Consider the following 13,827-nt stretch of genomic DNA (forward strand, 5'->3'; position numbering starts at 1 on the left):
TCGCCCGTTCCCGCTGTGCTGGGCTAACGGCACTACCCAATTAACCGCATTGGACCGCCTTGCCCTCTCGGTACCCTACAGGTCGGGGGGTGCAACCCGTCGCGTTTGGCGTCTTCCGAGTGGGCTCATCCGCGCCGTCCGGCACCGCCGAGCTGCAACTGCCCTGCCGTCTACCCGCAGCACCGTTCAATGCCCAACCGAGAGTCGACGGAGCAGACATAATGACCGCTGACGTCGTTGACGCGCACGACACCTGAAAGGCCACAGTCCGCGATGATATTTGCTCTGGCGTGCTACGGAACGCGCGGCGACGTCGAGCCCTGCGCCGCCATCGGCCGCGAACTACAAAGGCGCGGACACCAACTGCGCATGGCCGTCCCACCGGAGCAGGTGGGCTTCGTCGAGTCCGCCGGGCTTCCCGCGGTCGCGTACGGCCCCGAAGTCGAGTCGTTCTGGAACGCGGATTTCCTGCGCGGATCCACCAAGACGGACTTCTTTCGCAACTTCTGGAGAGTGCGGGATCCGATCAGAGTCGTTCGCCAAGCCGTGGAGCCCCTCATCCGGCACTGGGGTGAAATGAATACGACGCTGATATCGCTGGCGGACGGGTCCGACCTGCTGTTCACCGGGCTGCTGTACCGGGACGCCGCTGCAAATGTCGCCGAGTATTACGACATTCCGTTAGCCACGCTGCATCACTTCCCGATACGGACGAGCGGCCCGCTCGTTCGGATCCCGCTGGAGCAGCTGGCTTGGCGTCTGATCAAGAGGGCCGAGGACGCTCAGCGCCGCGAACTGAAGCTACCGAAGGCAACCGTGCCCCCACCCCGACGGATCGCGGAACGTGGATCGCTGGATATCCAGGGCTACGACGAGGTGTGTTTCCCCGAGTTGGCGGCTGAATGGACGAAAGAGAATGACCGAAGGCCCTTCGTCGGCACGCTGACGATGGAGTTGGCCACCGACGCCGACAACGATGTGACGTCGTGGATTGCCACGGGAACGCCGCCGGTTTGCTTCGGCTTTGGCAGCTTGCCGGTCGGATCGCCGGCCGACACCGTCGAAATGATCGGCGCAGCCTGCGCGCAGCTGGGCGAGCGGGCGTTGGTCTGCGCCGGCGGGACGGATTTCAGCGACGTCCCGCGCTTCGAGCACGTCAAGGTGGTGGGCCCGGTGAATTATGCGGAAGTTTTTCCCGCCTGCCGCGCCGTCGTTCACCACGGGGGTGCCGGAACGACGGCCGCCAGCATGCGTGCTGGCGTCCCCACGCTGGTCCTCTGGGGTACAGAAGACCAGTCGATTTGGGGTGCCCAGGTCAAACGACTACGGGTAGGTACCGTTCGGCGCTTTTCGGCGACCACCCGGGAATCACTGGTTGCAGACCTGCGTCAGATCCTCGAGCCGGGGTACCTGACACGAGCCCAGGAGCTCGCCGCCCGAATGACCAAACCCGCCGACAGCGTGACCCGGGCCGCGGATCTGCTGGAAGCATTAGCGCTTCGTCACGTTTTCGAGAAGGAGGACCAAGTGAGCGGCGTTGACAAGCCGTGCCGGCTGTGCGGATCCACTGGTCCGCACGACAAATTCGCTATCCGCGAGATGATGTTCGGCACGCGGGAGCCCTTTGCATACTTCGTCTGCGCCGCCTGCGAGACGTTGCAAATCGTCGACACGCTCGAGGGTGAGGAGCTCGCCCAGCACTACCCCCCGAATTACTACTCCTACAGCGCCTCTCCGAAGCTCATTCAGTGGCTCACCACCCAGCAGGACCGCTACGAAACCCACACCGGCGGCCGGGCCGTCGGCACCGTGCTGGCGGCACTGCCCACCGGCTTCGTCCGGGTAGTCATGACCGACATCATCAGATTGCTCCAGCAGCTGGGGGTTCGGCTGGACGCGCGGATCATCGACGTGGGCTGCGGTGGCGGAATGCTGCTCGACCGTTTGGCCACAATAGGATTCAGCAACCTGTCCGGTGCCGATCCCTTCATCGAGGCCGACGGCCACACCCCCCAAGGGGTGCCGCTGGCGAAGCGCTACCTCAGCGAAGTGCCCGGCGAGTTCGACCTCATCATGTTCAACCACTCGCTGGAGCACATGCCCGACCCGGTAGCCACGCTGCGGGCCGCCCGCGAAAAGCTGGCCCCCGGCGGCAAGTGCTTGGTCCGCCTGCCGACGAGTTCCTCAGAGGTGTGGAAACTCTACAAACAAGACTGGGTCCAAATCGATGCGCCTCGGCACATCGTCATCCCCTCGCGACAGGGAATGGCAATCGCCGCGGAGACCGTCGGTCTCCAAGTGGAAAAGACCCACGACGATTCGACGTTTTTTCAGTTTCTCGTCAGCGAGGCCTACCGACACGACATCGCGCTGAACGACCCGAAGATCGTTCGCTTCTTCGGCCCCCTGCGGATCCGGCGCTGGCGCAAGCGCACCGAACAGCTCAATCGGCAGGGCCTGGGCGACCAGACCGCGTTCGTGTTGGGGGTGGCGAAGTAGGGGCGTTTCAGCCGATCGGCCGCGGCACGAAGAAGTAGTTGTACCGGTAGTCGAGGTGCTTCTCGTAGGGGATCAGCCCCGAGTCCTCGAGCGCGTTTCGGTTGATCATCGGGGATCCCGAAGCGTAGACGAACGCGTCATACCCGTAGGCGAGGATGTCCTCGACCGTTCCCTCCGGATCGGGATTGGAGTCATAGCATCCGAAGATTTCGACCATCAGCACGGGACGGTCGCGGCGCAGGAGTTGGTCGGCCCCGGCGATGACCGTGCGCTCGAGCCCCTCGACGTCGATCTTCAGCAGGCCTACCGGGCCGGGCAGCTCGGCCGCGAGCGCGTCGAGCGTGGTGCAGGGCACCGTGATCCGCTCCCGGATCGGGGCGTGGTGGGTGTCCTTCAACGAGCTGAAGCCGCTGTCTCTGGCCACGAAGAAGTCGACGTCGCCAGCGCTGTCACCGGCCGCGATGCGCAGGGTGCGAATGCGATCTTGCAGGCCGTTGGCTTCCACGTTGGCAACCAGCCGGGAAAACGTCTCCGGCGCCGGCTCCAAGGCCACTACCTGCGCCACCCGGGACCAGGCCAGGCTGTGCAGGCCGACGTTGGCACCGACGTCGACGACGCAACGACCTGGGTAAAGCGCACCGCACAGCGCCGACGCGATGTCGATCTCGGAGTCCTCGAAACCACCGGTCACCCGCGCGACGCGCGCGATCATCGAACCGGGCTCGAGCGTCACCTGAAAACCGCGCCAATGCCAGGGCGTCAGGCCGCCGGGAAGGAAGCGACGGAGGCTACGGGAAACATTTCGCGGCACGGTCATCCAGCGCCGGATGCCGTCAGCCAGGCGCTGCGGCGGGGCCGGATTGACGGCCGGAATGACTTCTTCGTGATCGAGGAGCGACATCGGAGCAGCCCCTAAATGACTCGTGGCGCGACGCCGCGACCTGCAGATATATCGCCAACGCAGCGAAGTTCACGTATTGGCATCGCCAACGACCCCCTATCCGACTCGGGCGGCACTCGCGCAATCGTGACCCTACGTAGGCTGCGCCGCCCTTAGATTGCGCCGACAGTACCAGCACAACCTTCGTATGAGCGTAGCCCCGCGCGACGTCCTTTGGGGCAATTAACGACGGTCAAGTTTGCGCTGAGCGACGCGTCATAGCGCGCCCACAGCAAACATGAGTTGGCGTCGCGCCAGCTCGGACCGTCGACCGACGGTCCGGTGAAATCGCGCCGAACCCCGGGTCCGCGACCGAAGAACCGGCGATAATGGCCACTGGTGCCGCCCACTGCGCACACAATCGGCGAAAGGCTACGGTCCGCGATGAAATTTGCCCTGGCGTGCTACGGAACGCGTGGCGATATCGAGCCGTCCGCCGCTGTCGGCCGTGAGCTGCAGAGCCGTGGGCACGATGTCCGCATGGCCGTCCCGCCGGAGCTGGTGGAATTCGTCGAGTCGGTGGGGTTGTCGGCGGTCCCCTACGGGCCGGAGTTCAAGGACTACCTGGACGAGGAATTCGTTCGCGAGCTCTGGGGGAGGTTCCTCCGCACCTTCTGGACGATCCGGGGTCCAATCGAGCTGCTGCGCGAGGCTTGGGCGCCCGTCACCCGGTACTGGGAGCAGATGAGCGCGACGCTGAAGTCGCTGGCCGACGGGACCGACCTGCTCTTCACCGGCCAGATTTTTCAGGAGCCCGCCTCGAATGTCGCTCAGTATTACGACATTCCGCTGGCGACACTGCATTACTTCCCGATCCGGGCCAATGGCCAACTCGTCAAAATGGTGCCGAATCCGTTGGTGCGCTCCTCGATGACGGTGGCCGAGTGGGTGTTCTGGCGCATGACGACCAAGGCCGAAGAAGAGCAGCGCCGCGAGCTGGGCCTGCCGAAGGCGAAACATCCCGCGCCGCACCGGATTGTCGAACGCCGATCACTCGAAATCCAAGCGTACGAAGGGTTTTGCTTCCCCGGCCTGGAAGCCGAGTGGGCGAAGTACGACGGGCAGCGGCCTTTCATCGGCACCCTGACGTTGGAACTGCAGACGGACACCGATGACGAGGTCGCCTCGTGGATCGCCGCGGGCAAGCCGCCGATCTGCTTCGCCTACGGCAGCATCGCCGTCGAATCCGCCGGCGAGATCGTCGAATTGGTGGGCGGCGCCTGCGCGCAGTTGGGCGAGCGAGCGTTGATCTGTGCCGGCGGCACCGACTTCAGCGACATTCGAATCCCCGATCACGTCAAGGTCGTTGGGACGGTGAACTACGCCGACACCTTCCCCGCCTGCCGGGCGGCGGTGCACCACGGCGGCGCGGGCACCACCGCCGCAAGCCTGCGCGCGGGTGTTCCGACGTTGATCCTGTGGACCACCGGCGACCAGCCGCTGTGGGGCGCGCGCATCAAACAGTTGAAGGTGGGCGCGGCGCGCCGCCTCGCCAGCACCACTGAGAAGTCGCTGGTCGCCGACCTGCGCCAGATCCTGGCTCCCGACTACGCGACCCGCGCCCGCGAGGTCGCCGCCCGGATGACCAAGCCCGCCGACAGCGTCGCCGCCGCCGCCGATCTTCTCGAGGATGCCGTCCGCCGCAAATCGGCGTTGACCGACGCGCGGTAGGCTTGGCTCAGTCGGTTGCCTCGGCCGAAACCGGCAAGTTCGAGTCCTCTTGCGCTGCAAGACTTTTGCGCTTGAACCGCGCCTTCAGAGACATCGCCGGCTTCTCCACGAGGAACCAACTCGTTGCGGCAACCGGCAGCACCGCCACGGCGGCGATGAGCGCGAACACCAACGGATTCAAGGTGACCAGCCCGGCGATCACCAGCAACTGCTGGATCGGGAACGCGTAGATGTAGACGCCGTAGGACAGGTCCGTCCGGAGCCTCAGCCGCTCGTTGTGCAGCAGGGCGCCCGACGCAATGATCATGTAAGCGAGTGGAATGGCGGCCACCAGGCGGTAATACGGCAACCAGCTGGACGCGAGCACGATCACCGCGCTCACCGCGACCAGTGACCAACGGGCGGGGATCACGTCCTGGAACTGATGCACCAGCGCCCCCGCCGCGAACATCAGCGCGAACCGTGCCGCCGCGTAGGTGATCATCTGCTGAGGCGTTGCGTCGGTGGATAACGGCGTCATCGTCGAGGCAACCAGCGCCAGCGCGAACACCAAGGGAATCGGCCACCGACGCCGGAGCAGCCCGGCAACGCCGAGCAGGGCAACGGCTATGTAGCAGAACACTTCCCAGATGAGTGTCCACAGGGAACTGTCCCAGAAGCCCGGATACGGCACGCCGCGGGGCGTCCCGCCGATATCAAACAGGAGCCCGCCGACCGCGGGCATGTTGATCAGGACGTACCGCAGGGGCGCACCGGAGGAGATCAGGTCTTTGGCCGAACCGCCTTGCATCGCCACACCGAGCGGTGCGACCACAAACGCGACGACGACGAGGCAGACCCACACCCCGGGCAGGACGCGAAGTCCCCGGGCGACGAAGTAGTCACGAAGCCGCGGGTCTCGCAGCCAGCTCGACGTGATGAGGTATCCCGAGATCGCGAAGAATCCGTCGACGAAGACCTCGCTGAGGAGCTGCCGAGCCGGCGCGAACGCTATGTGGTGGCCCGTGGTCAAAAACGAGTGCCAGACGATGACCCCGGTGGCCAGCAGCAACCGCCACGCGTTCAGCGCGTTTCGTCTCGGATCCAGCTCCTGACCGAGCGTCATCGTTCTCCCTACCCTTGCTGTCGCCGCACAGCGAGTTTAGGGTCGCCCTCGAAGAATGCGATCGCTGAGCATCTACTTGCCCCGCGATTCTTGCCTATCGCCACCCAGTCAGCAGCCAATCGGCGAAGTTGGGCAGCCGACCAGCAAAGATTGCGGCACTCCCCTCGTCCTCGCCACAACGGTCGTCATTGGTTGCGCCAGAACACACCGCTGCCGTCGATCTCGACGATTTCCGCCGTGATCCCGTGCGCTGCGCGGTAGTCGGTGACGGCTTGCCGGCACGCACCCAGGTTGTAGTCGTCGATGATGCAGAAGCCGCCGGATGACAGCCGCGGGTACAGCCCGTCGAGCGCCTGGATCGTCGATTCGTACAGATCACCGTCGAGGCGCAAGACCGCGATGCGCTCAATCGGGGCGTCACCCAGCGTGTCCTTGAACCACCCGGGCAGGAAGCGCACCTGATCGTCCAACAGCCCATAACGCTGGAAATTCGCCCTGACCTCGGTTTCCGAAACCGCCAGCACGGGGGCGAATCGGTACAGCAGACTCCGTTTGTCGATCTCGTAATGCTCGGGATCCGGGGGTGGCACACCCGCAAAGGAATCCGCCAGCCATACGCGTCGCGTCTTGTCGCCGTAGGCCTCCAGGACGGCGCGCATCAGGATGCAGGCTCCACCGCGCCAAACCCCGCATTCGACTAGGTCACCGGGCACGCGCTCGGCGATGACCGTCTCGACGCATTGCTGCAGGCTGGTCAGCCGCTGCATCCCGATCATCGTCTCGGCGTCGGTGGGCCAGTCGAGGCCCAACTCGCGAATGCGCTTGCCGAACGGCATCTTCCCCATGGATAACGGGGTCAGGACGTTCATGACTCGCACCACGGCGCGTCGCCGCAGCGACCAGTCGGCGGGCACTACGTCATCGACGTCGTATCGGGTGAGTTGATGCCGGATCTCGTCGAGGTACCCAGCGTGAATGTCGTGATCGGGGGATGCAGACATGCCTGCTCCTAACTCGCTCCCCCGTTCCGCTCGGGCCGAGTCTAGACAGCTATCGCTGCCAGCAAATCCGTTTTGAATTTATTTCAATTCAGATTCAAATAAATGCCAACGACCGTATTTGCGGCCGAGCCGGCAACGATTCGTCGATCGCCCGGCCGCACCCGTCTGGCGCGAACGCGTCGTTCAGCCCGGCCGCAACGAAAAAGCAAGGCTCAGTTGACGATTACGAACGACTACTTGCGCCAGAGCACGCCGCTGCCGTCGATGTCGACGATCTCCGCGGTGATCCCATGCTTCTCGCGGTAGTCCGCGACGGCCTGGCGGCAGTAAGGAAGGTGGTAGTCGTCGATGATGCAGAAGCCACCGGGTGACAGTCGCGGGTACAGCCCGTCGAGCGCCTGAATGGTCGATTCGTACAGATCGCCGTCGAGGCGCAGCACCGAGATGCGCTCAATCGGGGCGTCACCCAGGGTGTCCTTGAACCAGCCGGGCACGAAGCGCACCTGATCGTCCAACAGCCCATAACGTTCGAAATTGGCTTTGACCTGCTCCTGCGACACCGCGAGGACGGGCGCAAAGCGGTGCAGTCCCATGTTGTACCAAGGCAGTTTGTCCGCCTTGTAGTTCTCGACGTCCGGGGGTGGCACACCCTCGAACGAATCGCACAGCCACACCGACCGCGTCTTGTCCCCGTGGGCGGCCAGCGTCGCGCGCATCAGGATCGCGGCCCCGCCGCGCCAGACGCCGCATTCGACCAAATCGCCGGGGATGTCCTCGGCCAGCACCGTTTCCACGCACTCCTGCAGACTGGTGAGCCGCTGCATGCCGATCATCGTCTCGGCGTCGACGGGCCAGTCGAGCCCCAGGTCGCGCCTGCGCTTGTCGAACGGCTTCTTGCGTACCAGCATCAGGTTGCCGGCCTTGAAGAAAGGAAGCCCCAGCAACCACCCAAGGGTCAGACGCTGCTCCTGTGACCACCCCACAGGCACCAGTTGGTCCACGCCGTATCGGGTGAGATCGCGCCGGATCTGATCGAGGTACAACGTTTTGGCGTCGCGATCAGTCACGGTCGTCTCATGGTCGGTCACGCTCACAAAACTGCCCCTTACATAGGCCTACGGGATTACCCTCCCCGCGACGAGTCTAGACATTTGTCGACAGCGTCCATGCATTTCGGCGTATTCCACGACGGCCCGCCCGCAGTGCCCGACCACCTTGCGGATGGCCACAGGTGTTGCCTTTGACAAAACACCACGTCAATCCGGCTCGCATCAAAGGTGGGCGACACATTGGCCCGTTTTGCCTCCGCGCACTGGGCAAGCGCTTAGCATGAGTAAGCGTTATGGCACTGTTGCTCGGTCAGCCCCGGTTTTCACTTCTTCATCCGGCGGCGTTCCCGACCGGCCGACGCCAAACGGGCGAAATGATTAGCAGCTATGTGTGCTGACGTTTCGCAAGGGGGAAGTATGCCAAAGGGGGCAGTAATGGCTGACCTAAGCGCGTCCGCAACTCTCGCCACATTCGGTGTGTCGTCATGACCATTCCCGCGCCTCGATGTCCTGGGACCAACGGCCGTCCGGTCGCGCTGTTCGTGCTCGGCATGCCCCGATCCGGAACCTCGGCTCTCACCCGGGTTCTCTCGTTGTCCGGTGCGACGCTGCCGGCCGGGATGCTGGGCGCCGACTCGGGCAACCCCGGCGGTTACTGGGAACCGCGCAAGGTACTTCGCCTCAACAACACGATCCTGCTTCGCCACGGCAGCAGCGCATTCGACCCGTCATTGCGCCTGCAAGAGGAGGACGCGCTCAACGACGGCGAGAAGGCCGCCTACATCGCCAATATTCGGGCCTACCTCACCACGCTGCCCGCGGCACCGGTCGTCATCATCAAGGACCTGCAGATCACTGCGCTGTCGGAGGTGTGGTTCGAGGCGACGCGCCAGGCCGGCTTCGACATCGCCGTCGTGATCGCCGTGCGACACCCCCAGGAAGTCGGCGCCTCGCTGGCAAAACTCATGCGCGCCCGGCCCGAGCTCTCTAGTGCCCTTTGGCTGAAATACAACCTGCTCGCCGAACGCCATACGCGCGGGATCCCTCGCGTCTTCGTCGAGTACACCAACCTTCTCGACGACTGGCAGCTGCAGTTGAAGCGGATTTCCGCGACGCTCGGTATCGACCTGAGCGCCCAGGATGAAGGCGCCATCGGGGAATTCCTGAAAGCGGACCTGCGACGCCAGCGGGACTGCGGCCCGGTACCCGAACTTTGCGGCGCCGACTGGATTCCCGCAACCTATCTGGCCTTGCACGCGGCGGCGCGGGACGAGCCGTTGGACGAGTCCGCGATGGACCGCATCTTTTACGCGTATCGGGCTGCGGAGCGGGATTTTCGAACAGCGTTCGAAGATTTCCGCCATCACTCCAACAACATGTTCGTCCGGATCTCCCGGCCGTTCATCTGGAATCTGATGGAGATCATCGCGATTACCAAGCGGCGGCGCGGGAGTTGGGCCTAGATCCGCGTCTGACCTCCCCGCGGCGACGCGCACTCGCCGATTCGCTTCTTGGAGTACCACTTCCGACAGCCGTCAATTTCTGTTGAAAAACGATTCGCGAGCCGGGCTCGGGAGTCGCGGATATGATCACGTTCGGCTACTCGCTCGGCGAGACGAACAGGAGGCTTCGGCTCTTTGTCAGGATCGGTGCTTGTCACTGGCGGGGCAGGATTCATCGGCTCCGCACTCGCACACCGTCTGGTGACAGCCGGCTACGACGTCGCCGTGATGGATGTCCTGCACCCACAGGTGCATACCGGACACCAGGCGATCGACCTGCCGTCGTCGGCGCGGTTGTTCACTGGCGACGTCACCCACGCGCCCGACTGCGATGCGGTCCTTCGCCTGTTCCGCCCCTCGCAGATCGTCCATCTGGCGGCGGAGACCGGGACCGCGCAATCGCTTTCGCACGCAACGCGCCACGGCTCGGTGAACGTCGTCGGAACGACTCAACTTCTCGATGCCCTGAGCCGCGCGACGCACGTGCCCGACCAACTCGTGCTGGCGTCGTCGAGGGCCGTCTACGGCGAGGGCGCGTGGCAATCGGGCGCGCAGATCTTCTACCCGCGGCCGCGCAGCCATGCCCAGCTGCAGGCCGGCGCCTGGGATCCCGTCGGCCCCACCGGCGATGCCGCGGTGCCCCTGCCGAGCTGCGCGGGTCGCACCGAACCGCGGCCCACCAACATTTACGCCGCAACCAAACTCGCCCAAGAGCACCTGTTGGCCGCGTGGGCCGCCGCGCACGACACCAGCCTCAGCGTGCTGCGGCTGCAGAACGTCTACGGGCCCGGGCAGTCGCTGACCAATTCGTACACCGGGATCGTCACCCTCTTCGCACGCCTGGCGCGCGAGCAGCGGCCGTTGGAGGTCTACGAAGACGGCCAGATCGTGCGCGATTTCGTCTACATCGACGACGTTGTGGAAGCGTTGTTCGCGACGATCGACCGGCCCGCCGTCGAACCACGCCTCCTCGACATCGGCTCGGGCGTCCCGACGACCATCCATGAGCTGGCGCACAACATCGCCACACTGTGCGAGGCTCCCGAGCCGACCGTCGTAGCGAAATTCCGCGACGGCGACGTGCGTGCGGCCAAGTGTGACATCGAGGCTGCGAAGGCCGAGCTGGAGTGGCGGCCAACCTGGGCGCTCGAAAAAGGCCTGCTAGCTCTGCTTGACTGGATCGGCGAACAACACGAATTGCCTTCCGGCGCAACCGATCACGGACCGCGATGAAATTTGCCTTGGCAAGTTACGGAACCCGCGGCGACATCGAGCCGACGATTGCCCTCGGCCGCGAATTGGTGCGCCGCGGACACAAAGTGGACATGGCCGTGTCGCCCGACCTCGTCGACTTCGTGGAAGCGTCGGGGCTTGCGGCCGTCGCTTACGGACCGGACACGCGGGAATGGGTGGACAAGTACCGCGACTTCTTCAAGTCCGTTTTGCGCAAGCCCCAAGACCTGGTCGAGTTGCTGGCGCCCAAGGCCGAACACTGGGACCAGATGGGCACGGTGCTGATGTCCCTGGCGGACGGAGCCGACCTGCTCTACACGGGTCTGAACTTCGAGCAGCCGGCCGCCAATGTTGCTGAGTACTACAAGATCCCATTGGCCACGCTGCACTACTACCCGATGCGACCCAACGGCCAGATGGTTCCGATGCTGCCGCCCGCACTCGGCCGCTCCGCGATGAGAGTGTTCGACTGGTTCTTCTGGCGCCTCCACAAGAAGCTCGACGACGCGCAGCGTCTCGAGTTGGGTCTGCGCAAGGCCACCGGCCCTTCGCCGCGCCGCATCACCGAACTCGGATCGCTGGAAATTCAGGCCTATGACCAGGTTTGCTTCCCCGGGTTGTCTTCCGAATGGGCGCAATCGGAGGGGCGAAGGCCGTTTGTCGGCACCCTGACGATCGAGTTCACCACGGATGCCGACGACGAGGTCGCGTCGTGGGTCGCCGCGGGAAAACCGCCGATTTACTTCGGCTTTGGCAGTGTGCCGTTCGAATCGTTCGCCAGCATGGTCGACATGATCGCCGGGGCCTGTGCGGAGCTGGGCGAGCGGGCGTTGATCCGCGCCGGCGGAAGCGATCTCAGCGATGTGCCGCACTTCGACCATGTCAAGATCGTCGACGCGGTGAGCTACGCGGCGACGTTTCCGCAGTGCCGGGCGGTCGTGCACCATGGCGGATCGGGCACCACGGCCGCGGGTCTGCGCGCCGGGGTTCCCACGTTGATCCTCTGGACAATGGGTGATCAACCCATCTGGGGCGCACAGGTCAAACGGCTGAAAGTGGGCACCGCTCGGCGCTTTTCGACCGCGACCAAGGAAAACCTGGTCTCGGACCTGCGCACGATCCTGTCTCCGGACTGCGTCACGCGGGCCCGGGAAATCTCGCTCCACATGACCGAACCCGCCGTCAGCGTGACCAAGGCGGCCGATCTGTTGGAAGACACCGCTCGTCGCACAGCGTGTTGCTGACGATCGAGCCGGTAGCTCAGGCCGTGCGTCGCACCCGGGCGAAGTTCTCGATGAGGTCGGCCGTGGTCGCGACGCTCTCGGCGGGCTTGGTCATCTGAGCGGCGATCCCGCGAGCGTGGCTGACGTATTCCGGCGACAGGATCCGCCGTAGATCGGTGACAAGGGATTCCTGCGTGGTGCTGGAGAAGCGGCGAGCGGTGCCCACTTTCAGCTGTTTGATTCGCGCACCCCAAATCGTCTGAACCAGGTCCATCGACAGGATCAGTGTGGGCACTCCGGCACGCAGGCTCGCGGCCGTGGTGCCGGCACCGCCGTGGTGCACGACCGCGCGGCAGGCGGGGAAGGTCGCCGCGTAGTTGACCGCGCGCACCACCTTGACGTGGTCGGGCAGCGAGGCATCACTGAAGTCGCTCCAGCCGGCGCAAATCAGCGCCCGCTCCCCTAGCTCCGCGCAGGCGCCCCCGATCATTTCCAGTGTCTCCTGGGGAGATTCGACCGGCATGCTGCCAAAGCCAAAGCAAATCGGGGGTGTTCCCGCGGCGATCCAGGACGCGACCTCGTCATCGGCGTCCGTCGGCAGCTCCATGGTGAGGGCGCCGACGAAAGGCCGGCGGCCGTCCCATTTCGCCCACTCGTCCGCCAGCCCGGGGAAGCACAGTTCGTCGTAGCCCTGAATCTCCAAGGTTCCGCGGTCGGTGATCCGCCGCAGCGATGGGCTTGTCGCCTTCGGCAGGCCCAGTTCGAGCCGCTGCGCGTCCTCGGCCTTCTTGTTCATTCGCCAGGCCACCCACTCCATCACCGTCATGACCGAACGGCCCACGGGCGACGGCAGGAGCGGCAACAGATGACCGTTCGCCCGGATCGGGACGTAACACAGCGTCGCCAACGGAATGTCGTAATACTCCGCAACGTTGGCGGCCGTCTCCATGAAGCTCTCACCGGTGAAAAGCAGGTCGGCACCCTGCCCCAACGATCGCAGGGTCGTCGTCATCTCGACCCAACACCGAATGACGGTCTCCCAGATTTCGCCCCACAACCTGATCAGGTCGTGGACTTTCCAGAAGTTGCCAAAAAAGGAAGTCCAAAAGGTGCGGTAGGTGTCCAACCACGCCTGCGTGTCCAACCCATAGGAAACGGCCGGGAGTCCGGCCGTTTCCACAAATCCCACCAGGTCCGGCGGGACGGCCATGTGCACGTCGTGTCCTCGGCCTTGCAGCTCGCGGCCAAGCGCGACGGAAGGCTCGATATCGCCACGTGTTCCGTAGCTCGCCAGGACAATCTTCATCGCGGTCCTAGCCTTTCAGCTGTCATGTACGTAGGCAACCTCAGCAACATTATCTCCGGTTCGCCGGCTATCGGCCGACATTCGCTCCCCTTTATAGGGTCGCGGCGCGTCGCGTTGAATCGCGCGAGCTACACCCCACCCCGTGTCGCGACCAGTGACTAAGGTCACCCCCGAACCGACGGCACTCCCACTTCGGGGAGGCTACCGGCGAGATTTTGGTTCGTCGGCCTCGACACACCCTATCCAGGGTCCGATGCTAGCGGTCAGGCGCGAATGCGCGGCGGGATTGACAAAATAC

General features: G+C 64.5%; 8 protein-coding genes and 3 pseudogenes. 6 read left to right on the top strand and 5 right to left on the bottom strand.

The window, feature by feature from the left end:
• Window positions 1-273: 273 nt before the first annotated feature.
• Window positions 274-1,503 (top strand): annotated as a pseudogene (locus MRAB57_RS29310) (glycosyltransferase); the annotation flags it as partial.
• A gap of 366 nt (window positions 1,504-1,869) precedes the next feature.
• Window positions 1,870-2,499: pseudogene (locus MRAB57_RS29315) on the top strand (class I SAM-dependent methyltransferase); the annotation flags it as partial.
• Window positions 2,500-2,506: 7 nt separating this feature from the next.
• Here the strand turns inward: MRAB57_RS29315 and MRAB57_RS24680 are convergent.
• Window positions 2,507-3,298 (bottom strand): annotated as a pseudogene (locus MRAB57_RS24680) (FkbM family methyltransferase); the annotation flags it as partial.
• Window positions 3,299-3,823: 525 nt separating this feature from the next.
• Between MRAB57_RS24680 and MRAB57_RS24685 the strand changes: the two are divergent.
• A complete protein-coding gene (locus MRAB57_RS24685; protein ID WP_077089684.1) occupies window positions 3,824-5,110 on the top strand; it encodes a glycosyltransferase in 1,287 nt (428 codons plus the stop codon).
• A gap of 7 nt (window positions 5,111-5,117) precedes the next feature.
• Here the strand turns inward: MRAB57_RS24685 and MRAB57_RS24690 are convergent, their stop codons facing one another.
• The 3 genes from MRAB57_RS24690 to MRAB57_RS24700 form a co-directional block, all read right to left on the bottom strand.
• A complete protein-coding gene (locus MRAB57_RS24690; protein ID WP_077089685.1) occupies window positions 5,118-6,215 on the bottom strand; it encodes an acyltransferase family protein in 1,098 nt (365 codons plus the stop codon).
• A 185-nt stretch (window positions 6,216-6,400) separates the two neighbouring features.
• Window positions 6,401-7,216 carry a TylF/MycF/NovP-related O-methyltransferase gene (locus MRAB57_RS24695; RefSeq protein ID WP_077089686.1) on the bottom strand — a complete coding sequence of 272 codons (816 nt, stop codon included), beginning with the start codon at window positions 7,214-7,216 and terminating at the stop codon, window positions 6,401-6,403.
• A 233-nt stretch (window positions 7,217-7,449) separates the two neighbouring features.
• Window positions 7,450-8,283, bottom strand: a complete 834-nt coding sequence (locus tag MRAB57_RS24700; RefSeq protein WP_077090829.1) for a TylF/MycF/NovP-related O-methyltransferase — start codon at window positions 8,281-8,283, stop codon at window positions 7,450-7,452.
• Between the two features lie 533 nt (window positions 8,284-8,816).
• Between MRAB57_RS24700 and MRAB57_RS24705 the strand changes: the two genes are divergently transcribed.
• The 3 genes from MRAB57_RS24705 to MRAB57_RS24715 all read left to right on the top strand — a co-directional run bounded on the left by MRAB57_RS24705 (window position 8,817) and on the right by MRAB57_RS24715 (window position 12,244).
• Window positions 8,817-9,728: a sulfotransferase family protein gene (locus tag MRAB57_RS24705; protein ID WP_077090830.1), complete on the top strand. Its 912-nt coding sequence runs from the start codon at window positions 8,817-8,819 to the stop codon at window positions 9,726-9,728.
• Window positions 9,729-9,914: 186 nt separating this feature from the next.
• Complete coding sequence (locus tag MRAB57_RS24710; RefSeq protein WP_077089687.1) at window positions 9,915-11,000, top strand: NAD-dependent epimerase/dehydratase family protein; 1,086 nt, start codon at window positions 9,915-9,917, stop codon at window positions 10,998-11,000.
• Window positions 10,997-12,244 (top strand): glycosyltransferase, encoded by a 1,248-nt coding sequence (locus tag MRAB57_RS24715; protein WP_077089688.1) that lies wholly within the window; start codon window positions 10,997-10,999, stop codon window positions 12,242-12,244. The genes MRAB57_RS24710 and MRAB57_RS24715 overlap by 4 nt, the downstream gene beginning before the upstream one ends.
• 16 nt (window positions 12,245-12,260) lie before the next feature.
• On the opposite strand, the gene MRAB57_RS24720 is transcribed toward MRAB57_RS24715, so the two are convergent.
• On the bottom strand, window positions 12,261-13,529 hold the full coding sequence (locus MRAB57_RS24720; RefSeq protein WP_077089689.1) for a glycosyltransferase: 1,269 nt from the start codon (window positions 13,527-13,529) through the stop codon (window positions 12,261-12,263).
• Window positions 13,530-13,827 lie beyond the last annotated feature (298 nt).

The sequence above is a fragment of the Mycobacterium rhizamassiliense genome, assembly GCF_900157375.1.
Taxonomy (GTDB): Bacteria; Actinomycetota; Actinomycetes; order Mycobacteriales; family Mycobacteriaceae; genus Mycobacterium; species Mycobacterium rhizamassiliense.